This is a genomic window from Flavobacterium pedocola, assembly GCF_053764385.1.
In genome coordinates this window covers 110,392-133,831 of sequence record NZ_JBSNCR010000002.1, presented here as the reverse complement: position 1 = coordinate 133,831, position 23,440 = coordinate 110,392, and the positions used below count along the sequence as shown (strand labels likewise).

At 40.2% G+C, this 23,440-nt stretch carries 25 protein-coding genes; 13 read left to right on the top strand and 12 right to left on the bottom strand.

Features of this window, described 5'->3' with window-relative positions; all coding sequences use genetic code 11:
• Positions 1–3 precede the first annotated feature (3 nt).
• From dapF to ACWPKD_RS04670, 5 genes are all read left to right on the top strand, one after another.
• A complete protein-coding gene (gene dapF, locus ACWPKD_RS04690; RefSeq protein WP_455411526.1) occupies positions 4–786 on the top strand; it encodes a diaminopimelate epimerase in 783 nt (260 codons plus the stop codon).
• A gap of 70 nt (positions 787–856) precedes the next feature.
• Positions 857–1,390, top strand: a complete 534-nt coding sequence (locus ACWPKD_RS04685) for a GNAT family N-acetyltransferase (protein ID WP_455411525.1) — start codon at positions 857–859, stop codon at positions 1,388–1,390.
• 7 nt (positions 1,391–1,397) lie between these two features.
• A complete protein-coding gene (mltG, locus tag ACWPKD_RS04680) occupies positions 1,398–2,438 on the top strand; it encodes an endolytic transglycosylase MltG (protein ID WP_455411524.1) in 1,041 nt (346 codons plus the stop codon).
• A gap of 13 nt (positions 2,439–2,451) precedes the next feature.
• Positions 2,452–3,399 carry a DUF2279 domain-containing protein gene (locus ACWPKD_RS04675; protein WP_455411955.1) on the top strand — a complete coding sequence of 316 codons (948 nt, stop codon included), beginning with the start codon at positions 2,452–2,454 and terminating at the stop codon, positions 3,397–3,399.
• Positions 3,400–3,496: 97 nt separating this feature from the next.
• Positions 3,497–4,138: a peptidoglycan-binding protein LysM gene (locus tag ACWPKD_RS04670; protein WP_455411523.1), complete on the top strand. Its 642-nt coding sequence runs from the start codon at positions 3,497–3,499 to the stop codon at positions 4,136–4,138.
• Here the strand turns inward: ACWPKD_RS04670 and ACWPKD_RS04665 are convergent.
• The 3 genes from ACWPKD_RS04665 to dnaA are packed head-to-tail and all read right to left on the bottom strand — an operon-like array spanning position 4,135 to position 6,751.
• On the bottom strand, positions 4,135–4,851 hold the full coding sequence (locus tag ACWPKD_RS04665; RefSeq protein WP_455411522.1) for an SAM-dependent methyltransferase: 717 nt from the start codon (positions 4,849–4,851) through the stop codon (positions 4,135–4,137). The genes ACWPKD_RS04670 and ACWPKD_RS04665 overlap by 4 nt on opposite strands.
• Before the next feature lie 3 nt (positions 4,852–4,854).
• On the bottom strand, positions 4,855–5,322 hold the full coding sequence (locus ACWPKD_RS04660; protein ID WP_455411521.1) for a low molecular weight protein-tyrosine-phosphatase: 468 nt from the start codon (positions 5,320–5,322) through the stop codon (positions 4,855–4,857).
• 1 nt (position 5,323) lies between these two features.
• On the bottom strand, positions 5,324–6,751 hold the full coding sequence (gene dnaA / locus ACWPKD_RS04655; RefSeq protein WP_455411520.1) for a chromosomal replication initiator protein DnaA: 1,428 nt from the start codon (positions 6,749–6,751) through the stop codon (positions 5,324–5,326).
• A gap of 190 nt (positions 6,752–6,941) precedes the next feature.
• On the opposite strand from dnaA, the gene ACWPKD_RS04650 reads away from it, so the two are divergent.
• Positions 6,942–7,346 (top strand): acyl-CoA thioesterase, encoded by a 405-nt coding sequence (locus ACWPKD_RS04650; protein ID WP_455411519.1) that lies wholly within the window; start codon positions 6,942–6,944, stop codon positions 7,344–7,346.
• A gap of 6 nt (positions 7,347–7,352) precedes the next feature.
• On the opposite strand, the gene ACWPKD_RS04645 is transcribed toward ACWPKD_RS04650, so the two are convergent.
• From ACWPKD_RS04645 to ribD, 3 genes are read right to left on the bottom strand one after another with little or no spacing between them, the layout of a single operon-like run.
• Complete coding sequence (locus ACWPKD_RS04645) at positions 7,353–7,961, bottom strand: IMPACT family protein (protein ID WP_455411518.1); 609 nt, start codon at positions 7,959–7,961, stop codon at positions 7,353–7,355.
• A 6-nt stretch (positions 7,962–7,967) separates the two neighbouring features.
• Positions 7,968–8,567, bottom strand: coding sequence for an HAD family hydrolase (locus ACWPKD_RS04640; protein ID WP_455411517.1), 600 nt, complete (start codon positions 8,565–8,567; stop codon positions 7,968–7,970).
• Positions 8,564–9,604, bottom strand: coding sequence for a bifunctional diaminohydroxyphosphoribosylaminopyrimidine deaminase/5-amino-6-(5-phosphoribosylamino)uracil reductase RibD (gene ribD, locus ACWPKD_RS04635; RefSeq protein ID WP_455411516.1), 1,041 nt, complete (start codon positions 9,602–9,604; stop codon positions 8,564–8,566). The genes ACWPKD_RS04640 and ribD overlap by 4 nt, the downstream gene beginning before the upstream one ends.
• A 27-nt stretch (positions 9,605–9,631) precedes the next feature.
• Here ribD and ACWPKD_RS04630 point away from each other — a divergent pair, with 27 nt between their 5' ends.
• Together ACWPKD_RS04630 and prmC are read left to right on the top strand one after the other, a co-directional pair.
• Positions 9,632–10,117, top strand: coding sequence for a GNAT family N-acetyltransferase (locus ACWPKD_RS04630; RefSeq protein ID WP_455411515.1), 486 nt, complete (start codon positions 9,632–9,634; stop codon positions 10,115–10,117).
• An 83-nt stretch (positions 10,118–10,200) separates the two neighbouring features.
• On the top strand, positions 10,201–11,070 hold the full coding sequence (gene prmC / locus ACWPKD_RS04625) for a peptide chain release factor N(5)-glutamine methyltransferase (RefSeq protein ID WP_455411514.1): 870 nt from the start codon (positions 10,201–10,203) through the stop codon (positions 11,068–11,070).
• Between the two features lie 47 nt (positions 11,071–11,117).
• On the opposite strand, the gene ACWPKD_RS04620 is transcribed toward prmC, so the two are convergent.
• On the bottom strand, positions 11,118–12,365 hold the full coding sequence (locus tag ACWPKD_RS04620; RefSeq protein WP_455411513.1) for an ABC transporter permease: 1,248 nt from the start codon (positions 12,363–12,365) through the stop codon (positions 11,118–11,120).
• Positions 12,366–12,608: 243 nt separating this feature from the next.
• Between ACWPKD_RS04620 and hisS the strand changes: the two genes are divergently transcribed.
• The gene (hisS, locus tag ACWPKD_RS04615) at positions 12,609–14,033 is read left to right on the top strand and encodes a histidine--tRNA ligase (RefSeq protein ID WP_455411512.1); all 1,425 of its coding nucleotides are present in this window, start codon (positions 12,609–12,611) and stop codon (positions 14,031–14,033) included.
• 41 nt (positions 14,034–14,074) lie between these two features.
• Here the strand turns inward: hisS and ACWPKD_RS04610 are convergent, their stop codons facing one another.
• From ACWPKD_RS04610 to ACWPKD_RS04600, 3 genes are read right to left on the bottom strand one after another with little or no spacing between them, the layout of a single operon-like run.
• Entirely contained in the window at positions 14,075–15,025 is a 951-nt protein-coding gene (locus tag ACWPKD_RS04610) for a tRNA dihydrouridine synthase (protein ID WP_455411511.1), read from the bottom strand.
• A 9-nt stretch (positions 15,026–15,034) separates the two neighbouring features.
• Positions 15,035–15,721 carry a carboxylesterase family protein gene (locus tag ACWPKD_RS04605; protein ID WP_455411510.1) on the bottom strand — a complete coding sequence of 229 codons (687 nt, stop codon included), beginning with the start codon at positions 15,719–15,721 and terminating at the stop codon, positions 15,035–15,037.
• Positions 15,722–15,753: 32 nt separating this feature from the next.
• Positions 15,754–16,212 (bottom strand): hypothetical protein, encoded by a 459-nt coding sequence (locus tag ACWPKD_RS04600; protein WP_455411509.1) that lies wholly within the window; start codon positions 16,210–16,212, stop codon positions 15,754–15,756.
• Positions 16,213–16,298: 86 nt separating this feature from the next.
• On the opposite strand from ACWPKD_RS04600, the gene ACWPKD_RS04595 reads away from it, so the two are divergent.
• From ACWPKD_RS04595 to ACWPKD_RS04580, 4 genes are all read left to right on the top strand, one after another.
• Positions 16,299–16,979, top strand: coding sequence for a glycerophosphodiester phosphodiesterase (locus tag ACWPKD_RS04595; protein ID WP_455411508.1), 681 nt, complete (start codon positions 16,299–16,301; stop codon positions 16,977–16,979).
• On the top strand, positions 16,976–18,187 hold the full coding sequence (locus ACWPKD_RS04590; RefSeq protein ID WP_455411507.1) for an NAD(P)/FAD-dependent oxidoreductase: 1,212 nt from the start codon (positions 16,976–16,978) through the stop codon (positions 18,185–18,187). Before ACWPKD_RS04595 ends, ACWPKD_RS04590 begins: the two co-directional genes overlap by 4 nt.
• Before the next feature lie 54 nt (positions 18,188–18,241).
• Positions 18,242–20,818 (top strand): ligand-binding sensor domain-containing protein, encoded by a 2,577-nt coding sequence (locus ACWPKD_RS04585; RefSeq protein WP_455411506.1) that lies wholly within the window; start codon positions 18,242–18,244, stop codon positions 20,816–20,818.
• A gap of 225 nt (positions 20,819–21,043) precedes the next feature.
• Positions 21,044–22,150, top strand: coding sequence for a T9SS type A sorting domain-containing protein (locus ACWPKD_RS04580; RefSeq protein ID WP_455411505.1), 1,107 nt, complete (start codon positions 21,044–21,046; stop codon positions 22,148–22,150).
• Positions 22,151–22,222: 72 nt separating this feature from the next.
• On the opposite strand, the gene ACWPKD_RS04575 is transcribed toward ACWPKD_RS04580, so the two are convergent.
• Both ACWPKD_RS04575 and ACWPKD_RS04570 read right to left on the bottom strand, forming a co-directional pair.
• Positions 22,223–22,750, bottom strand: coding sequence for a hypothetical protein (locus ACWPKD_RS04575; protein ID WP_455411504.1), 528 nt, complete (start codon positions 22,748–22,750; stop codon positions 22,223–22,225).
• Positions 22,751–22,886: 136 nt separating this feature from the next.
• Positions 22,887–23,366 (bottom strand): TspO/MBR family protein, encoded by a 480-nt coding sequence (locus ACWPKD_RS04570; protein ID WP_455411503.1) that lies wholly within the window; start codon positions 23,364–23,366, stop codon positions 22,887–22,889.
• Positions 23,367–23,440 lie beyond the last annotated feature (74 nt).

Sequence of the window (23,440 nt, the reverse complement as noted above, 5' to 3'; positions counted from 1 at the left end):
CAGATGCACTACGTATTTTACAAATATCAGGGGACAGGAAACGATTTCGTAATGATCGACAATCGTGACTTACATTTTCCCAAAAATGATACCAAACTTATTGAACAACTGTGTGATAGACGTTTTGGTATCGGAGCTGACGGTTTGATCCTGTTGGAAAACGATGAAACTACCGATTTTCGCATGGTTTATTACAATTCGGACGGTAACGAAAGTTCCATGTGCGGGAACGGCGGCCGCTGTCTGGTGGCTTTTGCCAAGCAATTGGGAATCATAGAAACGGAAACCACTTTTATTGCAACTGACGGTTTACACTACGCGACCATCAATTCGGAAGGGATTGTTTCGCTTCAGATGAAAGATGTCGATGAAGTACAGGAGCATGAAAATCACGTTTTCTTAAACACGGGCTCACCGCATCACGTTCAGATGGTGGAAGACCTGCATATTTTTGATGTGAGGAATCAGGGCTCAAAAATCCGTTACAGCGATTTGTACGGTCAGGTCGGAAGTAATGTGAATTTTGTATCCCAAACTGATGAAAATAAATTTGCCCTGCGCACTTATGAAAGAGGTGTGGAAGATGAAACCTTGTCCTGTGGTACGGGTGCAACGGCAGTAGCAATCGCGATGAAAGCCACCGGTAAAACGAATAGTTCTGTTATCGAATTGAAAGTTGAAGGTGGAACACTTGAAGTTTCCTTTACGGAGAAAAATGGGTTTTATACCCACGTTTTTCTGAAAGGGCCTGCAACATTTGTTTATTCGGGAGAAATAAATATTTAATTACGAATTACGAATTACGAATTACGAATTACGAATTACGAATTACGAATTTTAAACTTAATAATCTGAATTGATTACCTTAAAAGGAAATACGATCCATTTACGAGCGCTCGAACCGGAAGATTTGGAGTTTGTCCATGCTATTGAGAACGACGAAACCATTTGGGAGATGAGCAATACGCAAACCCCGTACAGTCGTTTTCTGATTCGGCAGTATCTCGAAAATGCACATCAGGATATTTATGAAGCCAAACAATTGCGCCTGGCGATTTGTAAAAACGAAACTGCTGAGGTAGTTGGTCTGATTGATTTGTTTGATTTCGATCCTAGAAACCAGCGGGCAGGTATAGGAATCGTTATTCAGAAACCCGAACACCGAAACCAGGGAATCGGCAGGGAAGCATTGGATTTACTGATTAAATTCTCCTTTACCCAATTGCAATTGCACCAGTTGTATGCAAATATCGGAACCGAAAATGTGGCAAGTATCAACCTTTTTACTAATTTTGGCTTCCAATGTGTCGGGATAAAAAAAGACTGGATCCGTTTCCGGAACCGGTATACTGACGAAGGCTTGTATCAATTAATTAACCCAACTAACTAATATAATTTTGAACCCAAAAAGACTTATTTCAATCATTTCCGTAGTGATATTGCTAGCTGCAACGGCTGTTGGTGTAGTGGTATACATCAAAGCATTTACGGGAAACACTAAATTTAACGAAGACGAAGTTTTTGTATATGTTCCAACGAATTCCACTTATGAGGATGTGAAAAAAATCATGGAGCCTTATGTGGAGAACATGGATAAATTCAGTTTTGTAGCTGAAAAAAGAGGGTATGCGGCCAACGTAAATCCGGGAAAATTTTTGTTGACTAAAGGGATGAGCAGTTTTGGTATTGTCTCTTCGTTGCGTCACAATGTTCCGGTTAAATTGGCTTTCAATAATCAGGAATCGTTGTCAAAATTAGTGCAGCGCATCTCTACTCAGTTAGAGCCTGACAGTTTAACCTTAACGGAGGTTTTTACGGATTCGACTTTTATGGCTGAAAACGGTTTGAACAAAGACAATGTTTTAGCGATGTTTATTCCGAATACGTATGAGTTTTACTGGAATGTTTCACCGACTAAACTGCGTGATAAATTAGCCAAAGAATACCGAAAATTCTGGAACGAAGAACGTCAGGCAAAAGCTAAAGAACTGAACATGACGCCGGTTGAAGTTGCTACTTTGGCTGCTATTGTTCATGAAGAAACTACAAAAGCGGACGAAAGACCAAAAGTGGCTGGTGTTTACCTGAATCGTTTAAAACAGGACATGCTTTTACAGGCGGATCCGACTGTGATTTATGCTGTAAAAGAAAGATCCGGGGATTTTGATACCGTTATTAAAAGGGTGATGTATAACGATTTGAAAATCAATTCGGCCTACAATACCTATATTCATAAAGGCTTGCCTCCGGGACCAATCGCGATGCCTGATATTTCCGCGATTGATGCGGTTTTGAATGCTGAAAAACACGATTTTGTTTATTTCTGTGCAAGTGTGGAGCGTTTCGGATATCATGATTTTGCGAAGACTTATGAAGAGCATCAGGTGATTGCTAAAAAATATGCCGACTGGGTAGCCAAACAAGGGTATCAACGCTAATTTTTTGAAGCGGATTTTAAAAAAATATAATACTGTATCGCAAGTGTTTTTCGAAAGAAGAGTACTTGCGATTCTTTTTTTGTTGTTTTCGGTTGCGGTTCATTCGCAAAATGCAGTGGAGTCCTTTTTAACACCGGCTGATTCACTTGATGTAAAGCGGAGAAGTACGGTGTATGTAGGTGAAACAGTTTTGTTGGGCGGAACTTTAGTGGGCTTGAATCAAATCTGGTACAAAGATTATCCGAAAGCATCCTTCCATTTTATCAACGATAACAACGATTGGCTGCAGATGGACAAGGCAGGGCATTTGTTCTCGACGTATCATCTCGGTCGGTTTGGAGCTGAAACCCTTGCGTGGAGCGGAGCTAATAAAAAACAACAACTAATTTATGGAGCGACTCTGGGTTTTGCTTTCCTGAGCGTAGTGGAAGTTTTTGACGGATTTTCACAGGAATGGGGTGCTTCCTGGGGCGATGTGACGGCCAATGTCGCCGGGACCGGTTTGTATGTTTCTCAGGAGTTGCTTTGGAAAGAACAACGGATCACACCTAAATTCTCGTTTCATACCACTAAATATGCTTCGTTGCGACCTAATACATTGGGGGATAGCTGGAACGAACAGTTGTTGAAAGATTACAACGGTCAGACCTACTGGCTTTCGGCTAATGTATATGCTTTTACCAAATCGAAATATGTTCCGCAGTGGCTGAATCTTGCCTTTGGTTACGGTGCAGATGGGATGGTTTACGGTAGTTCTGAAACGCCTTCGGATGAAGTTGTTATCGAAACACGAAGAACCAGACAGTATTATTTAAGTTTCGATGTTGATCTTACCCGAATCAAAACAAAATCGCATACGCTTAAAACACTTTTCTCTGTTTTTAACACAATTAAGGTGCCGGCTCCTACTTTGGAAATCAATCAGTTCGGCAGTGTTAAAGGGCATTTTATCTATTTTTAACAAAGTTTAACTTATTGATTTTCAGTTTTCTATTTTCTGGCTTATCTTTGTAGCCGGATAATTCATCACGGTGACAGCGTATGAGAAACAAAAATTTATGACAAAAAAATGGACTTACTTTACAGGGTTAACACTTTTGATTACGTTGATTAGCTCAGGTTTTAAAGCATTTGAACCGGAAAAATTAGAAGGCTTTCACGTAGAAGAAGACGAAGTGATTAACTACCTGGTTCCTACCAAAGAAGAAACTGAAAAAGTTTATTATGATTTACCTTTTACCGGAAAATCATATGTAGGGTTTAAGCAAGCCATAGCGGTTAAAGAATCTCTAGGGATGTACAGATTGGTAAACCCGTTCGGTTATATGGGAAAATACCAGTTTGGAAAAAGTACTTTGAGAACGATTGGGATTAATAATACTTCAGAATTTTTGCGTAATCCCAGACTACAGGAGAGGGCATTCAAAGCACTTTTGGCTCGAAACAAATGGGAATTGAGAAAAGAAATTAATCGTTATGATGGGCGAATTATAAACGGCGTTCGTATCACGGAATCCGGTTTGTTGGCTGCTGCACATTTGGGCGGCGCGACTTCGGTGAAAAGTTTTTTACGAACAAACGGAAGAAATGGTTTTACAGACGGTTTCGGAACTTCACTGAGAAGTTATATCAAAAGATTCGGAGGTTATGATACCTCGAACATTTTGGCTAATCCGAATGCGAAAGTAAAATTAGATTAAGACATTTTGTGAATAATGAAAATACAAGGTCGGTTGTGTAAATCGGCCTTATTTTTTTTCCATTGGTTCACGGTCAGTGTTTTGATGTATTCGGTAGGAAGTGTGATATCGCAGGCCACACATAAATGAGTGTTAGGCTGTAAAATCTGCAGTAAGTCTTCCATTAATTTATTGTTGCGGTAAGGTGTTTCAATGAATAACTGCGACTGATTTTTCTCAAACGAAAGCTTCTCAAAATTCTTTAAAGCCGATTTCTTATCCGACTTGTCTATCGGCAGATAGCCGTTAAAGGCAAAACTCTGTCCGTTCATACCGGAAGCCATAATTGCCAGTAAAATAGAGGAAGGACCAACCAGTGGAACCACCTGAATTCCTTTTTCATGTGCGAGTTTCACGATAACCGCGCCGGGATCGGCAACGCCCGGACAACCAGCTTCACTCATCAATCCCATATTTTTACCTTCCAGCAAAGGCTTGATGAACTCGTAATGTTCGGATTCTTCAGTATGCTTGTTTAAGGCGAAAAGTTTTAATTCCGGCTGTTTTTTCTCAGGATGAACGCTTTTTATGAAACGACGTGCTGTCTTTTCATTTTCCACAATATAATGGTCAATAAAATCAAGGGTTCGCTTTATGGTTAACGGCAAAACTTCTTCAGGGTTCATTTCGCCTAAAGTGGTCGGTATCAGATAAAGTTTACCAAGCGTATTCATGATTTATGAGTGTTTTGATAATAATTTTTCAGCAATAAGATTACAGACATCGTCCAGCATATCGTAAACGTCTTCAAAACCGTTTTGTCCGCCGTAATAAGGGTCTGGAACATCAATGTTTTCACCCGGGAACCTTTCGTTCAGAATCATGGCGACCTTTGTTTTAGAAGCTGTATCCGGAGCCAATACGAGTACATTTTTGTAATTGGAATTGTCCATCACATAAATGTAGTCAAAATTTTCAAAATCGTTTTTGCTGAATTGTCTCCCGCGCTGGTGCGTGATGTCAAGGCCTCGATTTTTTGCTGTCAGGATGGAACGCTTATCCGGTTCTTGTCCAACATGCCAACCACCGGTTCCTGCGGAATCTACGATAAATAATTCTCTGGGTAATTTGGATTGTAGTATGCCTTCTGCTAAAGGGGAACGGCAAATGTTCCCCAAGCAGACCATTAATATTTTTACGGGCATTTTATAAGGAAAGCTTTTTGTGAATGTCTTCCACGTATTTTTTGAACTGTTTGTCCGTTGAAACTAAATTATCAACGGTTTTACAAGCGTGTAAAACGGTAGCGTGATCACGGTCTCCGATTTGGGAGCCGATAGTGGCTAACGACGATTTGGTGAATTTCTTAGCAAAGAACATCGCCAATTGTCTCGCCTGAACCACATCGCGTTTTCTGGTTTTCGATTGTAATGTTTCCACATCTAACTGGAAATAATCGGATACCACTTTTTGGATGTAGTCGATGGAAACTTCGCGCTTGATGTTCTTTACGAATTTCTCTACCACCTGTTTTGCCAATTCCAACGTAACTTCTCTGTGATTGAAAGATGATTGTGCGATTAAAGATATAATGGCACCTTCCAGTTCACGGATGTTGGATTTGATGTTTTTGGCAACGTATTCCACGATTTCTTCCGGCATTTCCACTCCGTCACGGAAAAGAATGCTTTTTAAAATTGCAACTCTTGTTTCGTAATCCGGTTGGTGAATTTCGGCCGAAAGACCCCATTTGAAACGGGATAACAAACGCTGCTCGATGTCCTGCATGTCTACAGGAGCTTTGTCGGAAGTCAGGATAACCTGCTTTCCGTTTTGGTGTAAATAATTGAAGATGTGGAAAAAAACATCTTGGGTTCCTGCCTTACCGGAAAGGAACTGTACATCATCAATAATTAATACATCTATTAATTGGTAGAAATGAATAAAATCATTTCGGGTATTTTTCTTTACGGAATCCGTGTACTGTTGAGTAAACACTTCGGCAGAAATGTACAACACTGTTTTCTCCGGATGTTTTTCTTTGATCTCAACCCCGATGGCGTGAGCCAAGTGTGTTTTTCCTAATCCAACACCACCAAAAAACATCAATGGGTTGAACGAGGTGCCTCCCGGTTTGTTGGCAACGGCCAAACCTGCGGAACGGGCCAAACGGTTGGATTCGCCTTCCAAAAAGTTATCGAAGTTGTAATTGGAATTTAACTGCGATTCGATTTTTACATTTCGGATGCCCGGGATTACAAAAGGGTTTTTAAGTTCAGGGTTTTTATTTTGGATAGGAGCATCCACTTCCTGTGGTTTTACGGCAGGTCGACTGTTACTTGGTAGCTGCTCCGTGAACGGAAGTTTGTTACCAAGTTTGTTCTCCATTTTAATTTTATAAAGTAACTTTGCACCCGGTCCAAGTTCTTTGGTTAAGGCAACTTTTAACAATTTTACATAATGCTCCTCAAGCCACTCGTAAAAGAATTTACTGGGTACCTGAATATACAGAGCATTATCAGTAAGCTCGACTGCCTTGATTGGTTCGAACCAGGTTTTATAGGCCTGATCCTGGATGTTGTCTTTTATGAAAAGAAGACAGTTATTCCAGACCGATTGCGCAGTTTTGTTCATATATTCAAGCATAAAATTGATTATTAATTGTCTTACAAAAAGTTAATCGAAGGTTACCTTTTTAAGATTTGGGAAGACAAATATGTGGACAAAATTTTTTAAAAAAAAATCATTTTGATATTGATTTTGTAAAAAAAAAATTGTACGCAATTTTAAAATATAATTTAGAATAAATTAACATAAAATTAAGATGAGAAATTTCGAGTTTCAGGTGAGGGTGCGCTATGCGGAAACAGACCAAATGGGAGTGGTTTATCATGGGAATTATGCTCAGTATTTTGAGATGGGACGCGTGGAATGGCTAAGAAACATGGGGATTTCCTACAAATGGATGGAAGAAAACGGAATTATGCTGCCGGTTGTCTCGCTGTCCTTTAATTTTAAAAAACCGGCGCGGTACGACGACCTGCTGACGGTGAAAACACTCTTCAAAAAACAGGCTTCCGTTAAGATAGAATTTGACTATGAAATCTACAGTGAAAAAGGAGAGTTATTAACAACCGGCCACTCGATGTTGGTGTTCGTGGATGCCAAAACCGGACGCCCAGTTTTGCCACCGGAATATCTTACAAAAAAATTAAACGAATTGGTATAAACGGATTTATTCTTTTTCTGAAATTTCCACCTCAAATAAAGTAGAAAAAATGTCGTATACCATTTCGGCATTTTTTTTTCGGGTAGCGATTTCGATTTCGCAGGCCATCTCCATTTTCTGGGAAACGATATCTAGGTTTTTTTCCTTAATGATGCGCATGACTTTGTTCATGTTCTTATAGTCAAACTTTATAAGGTAGTGGATGTTGATTGTTTTTTCTACAATGTCAGAAACTTCAAGCGCCATCTGTGCGGCAGTTTTGTATGCGGTTATTAAACCTCCTACGCCTAATTTTACACCACCGAAATAGCGGACAACCACTACAAGTACATTGGTGACATCAAAAGACTGGATCTGTCCGTAAATGGGCATGCCGGCAGAATTGTTCGGTTCGCCGTCGTCGTTTGCCCGGTACTGTATTTTGGAGGTGCCCAACTGAAACGCATAACACCAATGTCTCGCGGAATAGTGCTGTTTGCGTAAATCCTCTAAAATGGCTTTGATTTCCTCTTCCGAAGTAACCGGATAGGCATAGCCGAAAAACTTACTGTTTTTTTCTTTGTAGAGCGCTTCTTCCGAAGGCGCGGAAAGGGTTTTAAAAGTATCTTTTTCCAAAAGCGATTACCAACTTTTTTCAAATAAATCTACAACATCTTCTTTGCCTACCTGTAAATTCCAGACGTGCATCCCTAAATTGGCGGCTACATCGGTGTTGTGTTTGTTGTCGTCTATAAAAAGGGTTCTTTTCGGGTCAAGGTCGTGACGGCTAATAATATAGTTGAAAACTTCAGGATCGGGTTTTCTCAGACCGGTTTCAAAAGAGAAATATACTTTTTCGAAGCATTGGTAAAATTCCCGGCAGAAAGTCATACCTACTTTATGTTCGAATTTGTCGATATGGGTTCTGTCAGTATTACTTAAAAGGAACAAACGGTATTTGCCCGAAAGACGTTGTAAAAATTCCAGACGGTATAGTGGGAAATCTAACAGGATGGCATTCCAGGCTTCGCGGATTTCATCCAATTCCTTGTTGGGGATATAGCGCTGAAAACCGGTGAAAAACTGAAATTCGTCAATTTTGCCTTTTTCGTAGCGTTTGTTAAGGCTGTCCAAGTCTTCGTTCCAGCATACCAAACCGATTTTTCGCATATGATCAAAGGGAGCCTCCTGACTCAAATTGATAAACACATTTCCGAAATCAAAAATAATTGTATCAATCATACATTTCTGAAAATTAAAAGTTCGTCATCCAAAATCACTTGCTTTTTAATCAGTTTTCCCAAAAGATTTGGTGCCGATATTCCGTTTGTAAAACTTGCTTTTCCTTTAAAAACCAATGCTTCATCCCAAAGATCGGCATCGATAAAGGTTTGCAGGGTTTTTCTTCCGCCTTCCACAATGACCGACTGGATTCCATGTCTGAAAAGAATGTCGGAAATGGTGTAAGCTAAAGAAGTATCAAAGTTACAACTTTCGTAAAAAAGATTGTCAGAATTCGTAAAATTTTGATTCTCCGTGATGAAAATTGTTTTGGTTTTATTGTCTTTTACAAAATACTCGTTTGTGATTTTACCGTTTCTGTCCAAAACCACACGGATTGGGTTTTCCCCAGACCAGTCGCGAACGTCTAATTTGGGATTGTCATCCAGAACGGTTTGGGTGCCGACTAAAATCGCCTGCTCTTCGCTTCGTATTTTGTGTACCAATTGTCTGGAAAGCGTGTTGGAAATCCAGACCGGTTGTTGTTTGTCTTTCGTTAAAGGAGCAATGAAACCGTCTTCGGTTTCCGCCCATTTCAAGATAATATAAGGACGTTTTTTTTGATGAAACGTAAAAAAACGTTTGTTGAGTTCATTACACTGGTCTTCCAGAATGCCGATGGTCACATTTATGCCGGCTTCCATCATTTTTTTGATACCGTTTCCGGCTACTTTGGCAAATGGGTCGATGGTGCCGATAACGACATTCGGGATTTTGTGTTTAATAATTAAATCGGAACACGGTGGTGTTTTTCCGAAATGGCTGCACGGTTCCAGGCTTACATAAATCGTCGATTTTGAAAGTAAAGATTTGTCCTCTATGGAATTGATCGCATTGACTTCGGCATGAGGCTCGCCTGCTTTTTGATGCCAGCCTTCTCCAATGACCTTACCTTCATATACAATCACACTGCCGACCATTGGGTTAGGGTAAGTGGTTCCCAAACCATTTTTGGCCAGTTCAATACAGCGACTCATGTATTTTTCTTGTATCTTCACACTGCAAAAATAAGTTATTTCCTGACAATGAATGAAGTGATTATCCGAGAAATACAAAAGGCTGATAATATAACGGTTGCTATGGTAATTCGAACGGTTCTGGAAGAATTCAACGTACCGAAAGTCGGGACTGCCTACGCTGATCCGCAGTTGGATTGTATGTTTGAAACGTATTCCGAACCCAATTCGGCTTATTTTGTAGTGGAAAAAGACAGCAGAATAATAGGTTGTGCGGGAATAGCTCCTTTAGCCAATGGTTCTCCCGAAGTTTGTGAATTGCAGAAAATGTATTTTCTTCCGGAAACCCGCGGCCTTGGAATTGGCGCTGCGATGATGGAAATATGTCTGCAAAAAGCCAAAACGCTTGGGTTTAAAAAATGCTATCTGGAAACCATGCCTTATATGGAAGCCGCACAGAAACTGTATCTGAAAACCGGGTTTGTCTATCTTGAGGCTCCCATGGGATGTACCGGCCATTCTTCCTGTCCTGTATGGATGATCAAAGACTTGTGATTTTTTGATTAGAGATTAACTGTTTTGGAATTTGGAATTTCCACTCCGTAATTCGTACTTTGTCATTCGTAATTCAACCCAAAATGCTTCTTAAAGAATATAAAATCAATTTTGCCCAGGAACTTGCTTCAATTTATGACGAGCAGGAAATCGACAGTTTCTTCTTTATTTTATTGGAAGCTTTTCACGACATGAAGCGTGTCGATTTGGTTTTAAACCCGGATTTTGAGTTAGACGGAATGCAAGTGCTGCAATGGGAAACCGTTTTGGATCAACTGAAAAAACAAAAACCGATACAGTATATATTAGGAGAGACAGAATTTTATGGCTTGCCCTTCTTTGTTAATGAAAATACCCTGATTCCGCGACCTGAAACGGAAGAACTGGTGGATTGGATTCTTAAAGAGTCAAAAGTCAAGAGTCAAGAGTCGGAAGTCAAAATTCTGGATATAGGAACCGGTACGGGCTGTATTGCGATTGCTTTGGCCAAAAACCTTCCCAATGCAAAAGTATTTGCGATAGATGTATCCGAAAAAGCGTTGGAAGTCGCCCGAAGAAACGCTAAGCGCAATGGGGTAGAAGTTGAGTTTTTGCATCAGAGTGTTTTAGAAACCAATGATTTGGGGCAAACCTTCGATATTATCGTTTCGAATCCGCCGTATGTGCGCGAACTTGAAAAAGAAGAAATCAAAAAGAATGTCCTCGATTACGAACCGCATTTAGCCTTGTTTGTAGAAGATACCGACGCGTTAGTGTTCTACCGGAAAATATCTGAATTGGCCATAAAAAACTTATCCGAAAACGGACAATTGTATTTTGAAATCAATCAGTATTTAGGGAATGAAATGAAACAACTTCTCCAAAGGCTGAACTTCAGAAATATTGAACTTAGAAAGGATATTTACGGGAATGACCGGATGGTTAAAGGAACTCTACAGTCTCAGTCCCGGTAATCAGTCGTAAAATAACTGTAAAACTGTGACTGAAAACTGCGACTTTTTTACTCATACCTAAGCGCCTCCACCGGATCCAGCTTAGAAGCCTTAATCGCAGGATACAAACCGGAAAACAAGGCTACTACAAGAGAAGTAACCACCGCAGCAAAAATGGCCATCCAGGGAATCGAGAAGTTAAAACTCAGAGCCGCCGATAAGGCATATCCGATTAAAACCCCTAAAATAATTCCAACCAATCCGCCTAATTGCCCGATAACCAGGGTTTCGGTAAAAAACTGCCAGGCGATGGTACTCTTTTTAGCTCCCAACGATTTGCGGACGCCGATCTCACGGGTACGTTCGGTTACGGAAACCAGCATGATGTTCATAAGGGCGATGGAAGAACCGAATACAGTAATGATCCCGATTACCCAGGCACTGATGCTTAATACTTCGGTGTTGGAAAGCAAAGTGTTGATGAGTTCGTCGCTGCGTTCAATCCCGAAATTGTTTTCTTCCACCGGATTTAGTTTGCGCACGCGTCGCATGGTAATGGTTGCATTGTCCACGGCCTGATCCATCAAATCTTTGTTGGCGATCATTACGCTCAAATCGTAATTAATGTTCGGTGCCGAAAACAAGGAGCGTGCAACCTGGATCGGGATCAAAACCCTGAAATCCTGATTGTTGCCAAACGTTGCGCCTTTTTCTTTTAAAACCCCGATTACCTTAAATTTTGCCCCGCGGATAGAAATGGTTTTGTCCAGCGAATTAACGTCTTCAAATAAATCTTTATCAATATCGGAACCTAAAATGCAAACGGCATTGTTGTTTTCAATGTCGAATCCGGTGAAGTTTCTTCCTTTGGTGGCCACTAAACCCTTGTTCGGAAGGAAAATATCGTCCACGCCCATAACCGTTACTTTCGGGTCGGTCTTATCGGATTCGTATTTGATTTCTGCCGTTGAAGTAGCGGTGAACGAAAGCGAAGTCGAAGTAAACGGGTAGTCGTACTTGTCCTTAAATTCTTTTACCTGCGGATAACTGATAATTGGGTTTATCTTTTTCTCACCTTCATTTCGGTTCATGCGTTCGGAAAAATCATACTGACTGATGGAAAACGTATTGGCGCCCATCGAGGCAAAATCCTTCATGATCGTATTTTTCAGTGCCGAAACCAATGTAAGGATCCCAACCAAAGCGGTAATCCCGATGGCGATGATCAATACCGTTAAAACCGTTCTCAGTAAGTGGGTTTTAATGGAATCGATGGCGATTTTTGTGTTTTCTCTGAATAATCCGGCGTTCGACATAGTAGCAATTTGTCACCAAAATACGGCATTTGTTACAAGTTTCCTAAAACAGATTTATAAAATTCTTTAAAAAGTAAGATATTTGCAAAGTATTTGGAGCGAAACTTTAGGGTTTATCCTGATACGCTGTTCCCGTTTTCCGTCTCGTTTTCATAACGAGACTGCAACCGGGGCTAAAGAAAAACTATTGGGTGTGTTTGGAACCGAATAACCAAATAACCCATCAACAAATAACCCAAAGTAATGGCTCAAAAACCAAGCATACCAAAAGGAACCCGTGATTTTTCGCCAGCCGAAGTAGCTAAGCGTAACTATATTTTTTCCATTATCAAAACGAATTTCGAGAAGTTCGGCTATCAGCCTATTGAAACCCCGACCTTTGAAAACTCGGAAACCTTAATGGGGAAATACGGTGAAGAAGGCGACCGTTTGATCTTTAAGATTTTAAATTCCGGGAACTTTTTTTACAATAAGAATAAGATCGAATTGCCGAAATCCATAGAAGAACTTCAGGTAAATTCCGCAGAAACCATTACTTTGGAGCAGCGCATCGAACTGAACAAATTTACCGGACGAATTTCAGAAAAAGCTATGCGTTACGATTTAACGGTTCCGTTCGCGCGTTACGTGGTACAGCACCAAAACGAGATAGAGTTTCCGTTCAAACGCTACCAGATCCAACCGGTTTGGCGTGCGGACAATCCACAGAAAGGACGTTTCCGCGAATTCTATCAGTGTGATGCGGATGTGGTAGGTTCTAATTCACTTTGGCAGGAAGTAGAACTGGTACAATTGTACGACAGTGTGTTTTCCGCTTTAGGATTGGAAGGTGCGACCATCAAAATCAACAACCGAAAAATACTTTCCGGAATTGCAGAAGTAATCGGCGCATCGGATAAACTAATAGATTTTACGGTAGCCTTAGACAAGCTGGATAAAATCGGTGAAGACGGGGTGAAAAAAGAAATGTTGGCGAAGGGTATTTCAGAAATCGCATTGGAAAAAGTACAGCCGTTGTTCCACTTTACAGGTACGATTGCGGAGAAACTGGAAAAACTTTCGACTTTATTAGCGTCTTCAACGGAAGGAATGAAAGGCGTGGAGGAACTAAAATTTATCTGTGAGAACGTGATAGTTTTAGGCTTGGACAAATCTGTTTTAGACCTGGACGTTACCTTAGCGCGAGGGTTAAATTATTATACCGGAGCTATTTTTGAAGTAGCGGCGCCAAAAACCGTTGCCATGGGTTCTATCGGAGGAGGTGGGCGTTACGACGACTTAACCGGCATCTTTGGTTTGAAAAACATGAGTGGTGTGGGCATCTCCTTCGGATTGGATCGTATCTATCTGGTGCTGGACGAACTGAAGCTTTTCCCGGAAACCGTTACATCAACCTCGAAAGCGTTATTCTTAAACTTCGGTCAGGAAGAAGCCTTGTATGCCATGAAAGCTATTACCCAATTAAGGAAGGCTGGTATCAAAGTGGAAATGTATCCGGACAATGCCAAAATCGGGAAACAATTCCAACATGCTGACAAACGTGGTATTCCATATGCCATTATTGTTGGCGGTGATGAAATTGCGAACAATCAATTCGCTTTGAAAGATTTGGCTTCCGGTGAACAAAAGAAAGTAACTTTTGAGGAACTGAAAGAAATACTTAAATAAAAACAAAGGCTGTCGAAATGGACAGCCTTTGTTTTTTGTACTTATCGTTCCGATCTGAAAATCTCCCGAACCGCTTCCTCATAATGTTTGCTGTTTCCGGCTTTCTTTATCTTTTTAAAGGTTTTTTGCGGATTGGAAAAGGATTCCGAAAAGTATTCCCAAAACCCTAACATTTTCATTTTTATCGGCGTTGGACCTTGTAAATAAGCGTCGTAATCGCGGTAAATCGTGTCGTGGAATTCCTCGAAAATCTCAAATCGGTTTTTAGGGTATTCGGTAGTATTGTTTTTGATCATGCTTGGGAGAAACGGATCGGCAATCAAACCCCGGCCAATCATAAAATGATTGATCGAAGGAAAACGCTCCTTAAGCATCCGGAATTTTTCCACCGAGGTGATATCGCCGTTATAATACAATTTGTGTTTGGAAACGTCAAGGCATTTTTGAAACGAATCCAGATCGACGCCGCCTTTGTACAATTGCTTTCCGATGCGCGCGTGAATGGCAATGTTCTTTATCGGATATTTTTCAAGGATCGGGAACACGTCTAAAATCTCGGTCGGGTTTTCATAACCCATGCGCATTTTCATCGAAACAATGATGTCTGTTTCCGTATGCGCCCTTTCTAAAATCTGATCAATACGCTCCGTATTGCTGATTAAACCGGAACCCATTCCGCATTTGGCTACCATGGGATACGGGCAGCCCAAATTCCAGTTGAGTTCGTTATAGCCTAATTGTTTTACATACTTGGCCACGAACAAAAATTCCTCGGCATCATTAGTAATAATCTGCGGGATTACCTGTAATGTATTGTTGTTCTCAGGAAGGATATCTCTCTCATAAGAACCTTTTACTACTAATTTTCCGTTCAGTTTTATGTACGGAGAATAGAAAGTGTCAATCCCTCCAAAATAGTTGTGAAAAGCATTTCTGAAACGAAAATCCGTAAAACCCTGTAAAGGTGATGATAGAAGCGTAATGTCTGACATGTGTGTGAATTACAGTTGTTCTTTCTTTTGCTTAAATAACCAATCATACAAGGCGTCTTCATGAAACAGACGTTCCACATTGCTGTGATTGCCGCCCTCAATGACCGTAAAGGTAACATCGGCATCCGGTTTACATTTTTTAATAGCATTCACCACTTTTTCCGATTCTGATATCCGAACGATATAATCCTTATTGCCATGCTGAATCCACAACGGAAGGGTTGCCAGTTTACAGCCATCGGCGACATTTCCGCCTCCGCAAATAGCAACGGCTGCAGTGATTTTATCGGCGTGTTTTCCGGCGAAATGTAAAGTGCCGTAAGAGCCTAAACTCATCCCGCAAACGTATACTCTTGCTAAATCGGTATTGTAATTTTTCTGCACATATTCCAAAAGCTGTAAGACCTTATCCGGGTTCCAAGGGCCGGAAGCCAATTGAGGGGCCACAACAATTCCGGGTATTTTTCGACCTCTTTCAATGGCACGCAGTACCCCGTAACGTTTTACGCGGTTTAAATCCGTACCGGACAAACTTCTGCCGTGAAGAAAAATCAATACGGGTTGTTTTTCGTTTTTTTTATTTTCGGGCACCTGAATCCAAAACGGATAATCGGTTTGACCAACAATGGTTTTAAGCTGTGCGAAGGTGTTGCTGTAGGCAAACAAAATCAGCAGGAAAAGGAATGTTTTTTTCATGGCATTTAGGAATAGGCGCAAAGGTACTTTTTTTATTTTAAAGGCCTAAGTGTGTTGCTGTAGGTTATTTTATAGGGATTCGGCAAGGAATTGTCTTTCATTACATAAATGAATTTGTGTTTTTTGGTCTGGCCGCTTTCAAGCAGAAGTTCCCGTTTGCTTTTTTTGTCCGATATTTTGGTGTTTGCAGCGTTTTCAATTCTGAGATAGCCTGCAATTCCGGTACCTAAATTGGTAATCGGGTTTCCTTTGTAGAGTTGTTTTGTTTCGTTGGTAACCGCCAGATCTTCGCCTGTAAAGCCTTTGGTCAGGATTATCACGGAATATTTTTTGTCTGTCGCTTTCATTTCGCTTAGGAAAACCGATTTACTTTTTTCAGAAACCGATTTGAAATCGTCACGGTACTGCACAATAGGTTCGTTAACGGCCTTTTTTGAAGAACAGTTTACAAGAATAAAACTGAAAAATAGGAGTAGCAGTGCTTTTTTCATGGTCATTTGCAATCTTCTGTTTTAAATTTAACGAACGGCACTACAATCTATTATCTTTGCTTAGTTAAATAAATGTCAAAGTTGAAATGGTTCATAAAATAGGACATCGCGGCGCAAAAGGATATGTGGCGGAAAATACGCTGGAATCTTTTCAGAAAGCAATCGATTTAGGTGTTGATGCTATAGAACTTGATGTGCACGTGGCGGCCTGTGGTGAATTGGTTGTGTTTCATGATTTTACGGTAGACAGGATGACAGACGGCAAGGGCGAGGTTCATAAATTGACGCTTGAGGACCTGAAACAACTGAAAATATCCGGCCAGTACCAGATTCCTACTTTGGCTGAAACTTTCGATCTAATTGACCGTAAATGTTGGCTCAATGTAGAATTGAAAGGACACGGAACCGCCGAACCTGCTGCTAAACTCATTGAAGAATACGTAAACCGTAAAGGCTGGCAGTATGAAGATTTCGTGGTGTCGAGTTTCCAGAAAGATGAATTGGAAAAGGTTAGGGACTTAAATCCAAAAATACGATTGGCAGCACTTTCGCAAGCGAGCGTGGAGCAGGCGTTGGAATGGGCCGATGAACTTTCCGCGTATGCGATTCATCCGCATTTTTCCTTATTGACTGATGATAATATCGCCGAAGCCAAACGAAAAGGCTATAAAATAAATGTATGGACCGTGAATCATGACGAAGATATCCAACGCTTGGAATCGTACGCGATTGATGGTATAATTTCCGATTTCCCAGACCGATTATGATTTCCAATTACGACATACTTATTGTCGGCGGTGGTGCTGCCGGTTTTTTTACGGCCATCAATATTGCTGAGAACAATCCCAAATTTAAAATTGCGATTCTCGAACGCGGAAAAGAAGTTTTGACCAAAGTGAAAATCTCCGGAGGTGGCCGATGTAACGTGACACATGCCTGTTTCGTACCTAACGAGTTAGTAAAATTTTATCCGCGGGGCGAAAGAGAACTTAAAGGGCCTTTCCATCAGTTTTGTTCCGGGGATACAATCGAATGGTTTGAAAAACACGGTGTCGCATTGAAAATTGAAGAAGATGGCCGTATGTTCCCCGTTTCGGACAGTTCCCAAACCATCATCGACTGTTTTATGACGGCTGTAAAACAATTGGGGATTGATGTTTTGACCGGACAAAGTGTGCAGTCGCTATTTAAAGGGGATAATTACTGGAAAGTGGAAACCAACCTGCAAAGTTTCAAATGCGATAAACTGGTAATGACCACCGGGAGCAATCCGAAAATGTGGGAGCTGATGGAAACCTTGGGACATTCAGTAATCGAACCGGTTCCGTCGCTTTTTACCTTTAATATAAAAGATAATAGAATTAAAGATCTTATGGGGGTTTCGGCATTGGCTTCCGTAAAAGTAAAAGATTCCAAACTGAAAGCTTCAGGGCCATTGCTGATTACGCATTGGGGGATGAGCGGCCCTGGTATTTTACGCCTTTCAGCTTGGGGAGCCAGAGAATTGGCGGAAAAAAAATACAACTTTATTCTGCAGGTAAACTGGTTGCATGAAACTGATTTCGAATCGGCATTGGAAGCCCTTAAGGAGTTAAAAGAAGAAAATGCCAAGAAACTGGTACTGAAGTTTTGTCCGTTTGATTTTCCGAAGCGTTTATGGGAAAGTTTGCTTACTGCCTCTGCGATTTCGTCGGAAACCAAATGGGCGGATGTTTCCAAAAAACAGCTTTCGGACTTGGCCAATCAGCTTACCAACGGTCAGTTCCAGGTGAACGGTAAAAGCACGTTCAAAGAAGAATTTGTAACGGCCGGCGGTATCGATTTGAAAGAGGTTAACTTCAAAACCATGGAAAGCAAATTGCACCCGAACTTATTTTTCGCCGGAGAAATCCTGAACATTGACGCCATTACGGGAGGTTTTAATTTTCAGAATGCCTGGACCGGTGCTTTTTTAATTGCACAATCAATCGCTTAATTGTAGTAAATTAATTACTTTTTGTAGTTTTGCGCAGTAAATTCGTATAGATTCATGCGTTTAAACTATTTTTTGACACTTTTTTGTGTCTTTTTTTGTATAGCGTCAGGGCAGTCACAGCAAGGGAAATTTGTAAATTTTACCCAGGAAGACGGCTTGCCCAGCAACGAGGTTTACGATGCCTTTCAGGATAAGAAAGGTAGTGTGTGGTTTGCTACAGACAGGGGAATTGCGCATTATGACGGCTATGAATTTAAAAAATTTGAACCAAAAGAAGGGCTGACCGATATAACCGTTTTCGATTTTTTTCCACAGGAAGACGGAAAGGTTTGGTGCTCTACCTTCAGCAATAAGATATTTTATTTCAAAAACGGGGAAACTAAATTTTATACGTATAAGTTCAATGTTTTGCTTGAACAGTATTTGAAAAAGCACAAGTATTCTACCTTTTTTCTTAAAAGTATCGTTACAAACGCTAAAGGAGAAGTGTTTCTTTCGAATAATGAAGTACTTCTTAAAGTAGATGCCAACGGGAAAGTTTCCGCCATCAAAGGAAGAAAAACGGATGCTAACGGAAAAGCCGTAAATGATAAAAAAGAGCGTTATGTGCATACTTGGCGCATCAATAATGAGCAATCAATCAGTTATCTTTCACCTGAAAAATCAGATTTTCTACAGCCGTATTGTTCTGCCATGCATAGAGGGATTGTAACGGTTTCGCCCACTATTAAACTAGTTGTTACCGATCGATTGGTATTTATGCACAAAAAAGGTAGTCAGTTGAAGAAAATCAGTTTTCCGAATCATGAACCTATCGAGGCCGGCACTTATGGCAAGTCACTTTTTTGGATAGGTTTTAGAGGGAAAGGAGTTAAGATTTTTGATTTTGAAGGCAATTTGAAAAAAACTTTTCTGGAAAATCACTCGGTATCAAAAGTGATGAACGATTGCTTCGGAGGACTTTGGGTGACTACAATAGATTCGGGCGTTTTTTATTTAGCACCTAATCAGATCACTACCCGTGTTTTTGACAATTCCGGAGTTAGTTCGCTTACCAGTGATGCTGACGGGGCTTTGTTTGTAGGCGTTTATAATGGTGATGTCTACCGAAAAACATCCAGCAGTGCTTTTGAAAAAATCCACAAAGGAGTGATTAATATTCCGGGACAAGTGCAGTTTTTTCCGGAGCAGAACAAAGTATATTGCTATTCAGATAATAAAGTATTTACTTCAGAGGGGGAGCAGAACGATAAAATAGCCGGAGTCCTCAAAATTTCGGATGATAATTCAAAGGCCTTAGTGTTTTCACAATATGGTGTTTATACTGTTTTGGAAGCCGGTAAGGTCATTTCGGACACCTTGAATTTCAGGATCCATGACATTTCTTTTGCTAACAATAAGTTTTATTTAGGAACCATTAACGGGGTTCGAGTTTTTGAAAAAAACAAAGTCTATCAGAAGAACCATCCTCAGTTAAACTGCCGGATCGACGATTTGGACTATGTGGCTTCGAAAGGCGTTTTTTATATGGCTACTTTAGGAAAAGGCGTTTTGGTTTATAATCCTACTACGAACAGCGTTTTTTCAATTAATAAAAGCAACGGGTTGTCAAACGACTTGGTTACCGAGATTTATGTGGAAGACCAGAATACTATTTGGGCCTGTACCAATTATGGTCTGAACCGGATACGCTTTGGCGGGCCCAAAAACTATACCATTGATTATATTACATCATCCAACGGCTTGATGGGGAATCAGGTAAAGGATGTTGAGGTTGTCAGGGATATGATCTATGTAGGAACAGCTAAAGGGCTTTCCATGTTTTCAAAGGCTCAGTTTGAGAAAATATTTGCACACAAAAAGTATTTTTTAGGGCTCAAGAAATTGGTCGTTAATAATGAAGTTCAAAACGAAGTTGCCGATAATCTGGAATTAAAACACAATGAAAATCAAGTTGATTTCTTTCTGGATGCAGTTTCTTTTTCAGACAATAAAGAACTGCTCTATCGTTACAAATTACAAGGATTGGATAAGAATTGGAGGTATACCAAAGAGCGGAAGATTTCGTATGAATTCATCCCGTCGGGAAACTATAAATTTATAGTGCAGATAGTGGAAGGAGGAAGGCTTTTGTCTCAGGAAAAATTAATTGTTCCTTTTTGTGTGAACAGTCCTTTTTGGAAAACCTGGTGGTTTGTCGGATTGATTGTCGTACTGTTAGGGGTGTTACTGTATGTGTTTTTTAAAATCAGGGTCCTTACGTATAATAAAGACATTGTCAGGGAGTTGCTGCGGCTTGTGATGAAAAAAATCAAACGGAAAGAAAAATATTATTCGTTCAGGGAATCCGGTAAGGAAATTCGTGTAAGAACATCAGAAATTATGTTTGTTAAATCGTCCGGGAATTACATCGACATACTTGCAGATGGTAAGAACCACACGGTGCGTTGTAAAATAAGCGATTTTATCGATCAGGTTCCGGATTCACTCGAATTTCTCCGGGTGCATCGCTCTTACATTATTCGTATTGACCGGGTGGAACAGAAAACCAGAAAGGCTGTTTATATCGGTTCGCATGAAATTCCCGTTGGGGAAACCTATTTGGAAGAACTTGATAAAATTGTTTTTTAATACTTCTAAATATAGTTTTTAATGTTTTTATAATGTAGTTTATGGATTACGAAAATTAATTCATCACTGAAAACAATAATTTCATCACTTAGCTTTTTTTCTTACAGGAAATCTATAAGGTTTTCGTCACTATTTTATAGGGTTTTCGTCACAAATTGTTGTTTTTTAGCTTTTTATGAACTATTGCATCTTTAGTTTTGTAGGAAATTTAAAACTAAAAATATTATGAAAAAAACTATTCAGAAAACTTCAAAGCAGTTCATGATCGCTTGCCTGCTTTTAGTTGTCTCCATTGCTTCGCAGGCACAAACCCTGAGTATGACAGGCAGTAATGCAGTGAGTTTATCCGCACCAGTGGTGTCAGGGTCTACTTATACTTACAACGTAGTAATCCCGTTTTATGAAACGAATCTGACCGGGACCTATAATCTAACCTACAGTGGTACATTTAGTTGTGGGTTAGGGTATTACAAACACATAACGTTGCATAAAGGTTCTATGTTTGTTGCACAGTCCTCTTACAGTAATGCTGTGTCCTTTTCAGGTGCAATACCTTTAGGAAGCAATGTTTATACGATGAAAGTTTACTGCGCAAACAGTGCTCCGGATTTACCCTCTCAATTGATTGCTACCCGTTACATCAATATTAATGTTACCAAAGAGGCTACACCTGCTGTAAGTTTGAGTCTTTCCCCTTATTGTAAGACAGCTGCACATGTATCGCCTCCTCAGTATAATGGCTATATCGGATTTAATGTGTCCGGAAATTATTCCAATGCAGGTAAATTATATCTAAGAGTAATGCCGGCAGGTGCTTGTCCGCAGTATGATTATCCGGTGGTCTATTTAAATAATTCAGGATTAGCCACGGCAGTTGTTGGCCCGGGGATGAATTTTTACGATTGTTCGGCTAATACAACCTACAATGTAAAAATGGTGTATAAAAGTTCGGGAGTGTCTGGAAATATTGAAGTTGAGTTAGGAACCGGATCGATCGGAACCTATGGTTGGACTAATTATTCCTGGACAAAAACCTTTAAAAGTTGTTTGAATAAGTTGGAGCCAATACCGGATGAACCAATTGAATTGAAATCAGCAACTGTAGTATATCCTAACCCGGTTAAGGATGTGGTAAACGTTAAAGTCGGAGAAGGAGAAAAAATACTTTCGGTTTCCGTTCTTGATTTTTCAAATACTATCCAAAAGAATGTTGCTGCAAAAAGATCAGTTTCCGAGCAATCCATTGAAGTAGCAAATCTGAGAAACGGAATCTATATTCTGGAAATTGTAACCGATAAAGGTGTTAAAAGAGAGAAATTCATCAAAGAATAACGTAAGCAAACAGCTGTCGTGCTCTTGAATTTTAGATAATTAAAAAGGTTCTTGTATACAAGAACCTTTTTTTTATTCAAGACCGCCAACCAGGGAATCCTGCCAGGCTTTCAGATCCCGCCATTTGCCTTCATATGCCAAACGCGCTTGTCTTGGCCAGGTTGTTGGATTGTATTTTGCGAAGCGTTCACCGGCTTTGGCTAAGATTTCATTACAACGGTCTACGGAAGTTTCGGATAATGCTTTCCAGCTTAAAATACCGGAAGTGGTAAGAAGTTCTTCAACCTTGGGCTCTATGCCTTCAATGACTTTTAAATCGTTTTCCGATACATGTTTGCCAATAACAGAAGAGGCTAGCTCTTCATCAAAATCAGCGTGAATGGGAGGTCCTGCCGAAAACCCTAAGATGTGTGCTCCGGATTCGCTTTGGGATTTATAAGCATTCAACTCTGATGACAGCCTTGCGGCTTTCGATCTGTACTTTTCAAGTTCTTCTTCAAGATAAGTTAGGCTGCTGCCTCCAAGGACACCGGATCTTCCTATCAGATAACCTAATAACACACCAATCAGGGCAATAATAACGACTACTAGTGAACTCATAGACTTACTTTTTTAATTTGTTTTTAGTGAAATTCTTTTTTGTTAAGATAGTCTATAAAGTTACTTAAAATGTTATATATTAAACACTTATAAAGTATTGAAACAGATGAAAAGCGTAAAAAAACGATAAACGTGATTAGCGGTTCAGCCAGAAGATTGCTGCGTTCAGGATTCCGGCAAAGGAAACCCAGATGAGGTAGGGGATTAAAAGCCATCCGGCCAATTTATCCACTCTTTTGAATACGACAAAGGTTTCGTAAATCATCAGCCATAGCAAAGCTAATTCTGCCAAAGCTAAAAGCGGATTGTGTAAACCGAAAAACAGATACGACCATAAAAAATTAAGGGTCAACTGAATTGCAAAAAACTGTAAGCCTTTGCGAACATTTATCCGATCGGTGTCCATCTTGTTCCAAACCAAGCCGGCGGCCACTCCCATCATAATATATAAAGTTGTCCACACCGGTGCGAAAACCCAGTTGGGTGGATTAAACCCTGGTTTTTCAAGTGTTGGGTACCAGGTGGTAATGCTTTCTTTTGTAATGATTCCTGAAAAATAGCCGACACACAAACAAGTGGCGACTACCATCAGTACTTTGGTTATTCTTTGGTTCATAGTTTAGTTTCTCCCTTCAAAAATAGGAAATTATGAAGAATATGAAAGAGAAGAGTGTCAAACAACCGAAAATA

Excerpts from the sequence above, each read along its gene's own strand:
- dapF (WP_455411526.1), top strand. The coding sequence starts at position 4 with ATGCACTACGTATTTTACAAATATCAGGGGACAGGAAACGATTTCGTA.
- ACWPKD_RS04670 (WP_455411523.1), top strand. The coding sequence starts at position 3,497 with ATGACAAAAAAATGGACTTACTTTACAGGGTTAACACTTTTGATTACG.
- ACWPKD_RS04665 (WP_455411522.1), bottom strand. The coding sequence starts at position 4,851 with ATGAATACGCTTGGTAAACTTTATCTGATACCGACCACTTTAGGCGAA.
- ACWPKD_RS04660 (WP_455411521.1), bottom strand. The coding sequence starts at position 5,322 with ATGCCCGTAAAAATATTAATGGTCTGCTTGGGGAACATTTGCCGTTCC.
- dnaA (WP_455411520.1), bottom strand. The coding sequence starts at position 6,751 with ATGAACAAAACTGCGCAATCGGTCTGGAATAACTGTCTTCTTTTCATA.
- ACWPKD_RS04650 (WP_455411519.1), top strand. The coding sequence starts at position 6,942 with ATGAGAAATTTCGAGTTTCAGGTGAGGGTGCGCTATGCGGAAACAGAC.
- ACWPKD_RS04640 (WP_455411517.1), bottom strand. The coding sequence starts at position 8,567 with ATGATTGATACAATTATTTTTGATTTCGGAAATGTGTTTATCAATTTG.
- ACWPKD_RS04630 (WP_455411515.1), top strand. The coding sequence starts at position 9,632 with ATGAATGAAGTGATTATCCGAGAAATACAAAAGGCTGATAATATAACG.
- prmC (WP_455411514.1), top strand. The coding sequence starts at position 10,201 with ATGCTTCTTAAAGAATATAAAATCAATTTTGCCCAGGAACTTGCTTCA.
- ACWPKD_RS04620 (WP_455411513.1), bottom strand. The coding sequence starts at position 12,365 with ATGTCGAACGCCGGATTATTCAGAGAAAACACAAAAATCGCCATCGAT.
- hisS (WP_455411512.1), top strand. The coding sequence starts at position 12,609 with ATGGCTCAAAAACCAAGCATACCAAAAGGAACCCGTGATTTTTCGCCA.
- ACWPKD_RS04610 (WP_455411511.1), bottom strand. The coding sequence starts at position 15,025 with ATGTCAGACATTACGCTTCTATCATCACCTTTACAGGGTTTTACGGAT.
- ACWPKD_RS04605 (WP_455411510.1), bottom strand. The coding sequence starts at position 15,721 with ATGAAAAAAACATTCCTTTTCCTGCTGATTTTGTTTGCCTACAGCAAC.
- ACWPKD_RS04600 (WP_455411509.1), bottom strand. The coding sequence starts at position 16,212 with ATGAAAAAAGCACTGCTACTCCTATTTTTCAGTTTTATTCTTGTAAAC.
- ACWPKD_RS04595 (WP_455411508.1), top strand. The coding sequence starts at position 16,299 with ATGGTTCATAAAATAGGACATCGCGGCGCAAAAGGATATGTGGCGGAA.
- ACWPKD_RS04590 (WP_455411507.1), top strand. The coding sequence starts at position 16,976 with ATGATTTCCAATTACGACATACTTATTGTCGGCGGTGGTGCTGCCGGT.
- ACWPKD_RS04585 (WP_455411506.1), top strand. The coding sequence starts at position 18,242 with ATGCGTTTAAACTATTTTTTGACACTTTTTTGTGTCTTTTTTTGTATA.
- ACWPKD_RS04580 (WP_455411505.1), top strand. The coding sequence starts at position 21,044 with ATGAAAAAAACTATTCAGAAAACTTCAAAGCAGTTCATGATCGCTTGC.
- ACWPKD_RS04575 (WP_455411504.1), bottom strand. The coding sequence starts at position 22,750 with ATGAGTTCACTAGTAGTCGTTATTATTGCCCTGATTGGTGTGTTATTA.
- ACWPKD_RS04570 (WP_455411503.1), bottom strand. The coding sequence starts at position 23,366 with ATGAACCAAAGAATAACCAAAGTACTGATGGTAGTCGCCACTTGTTTG.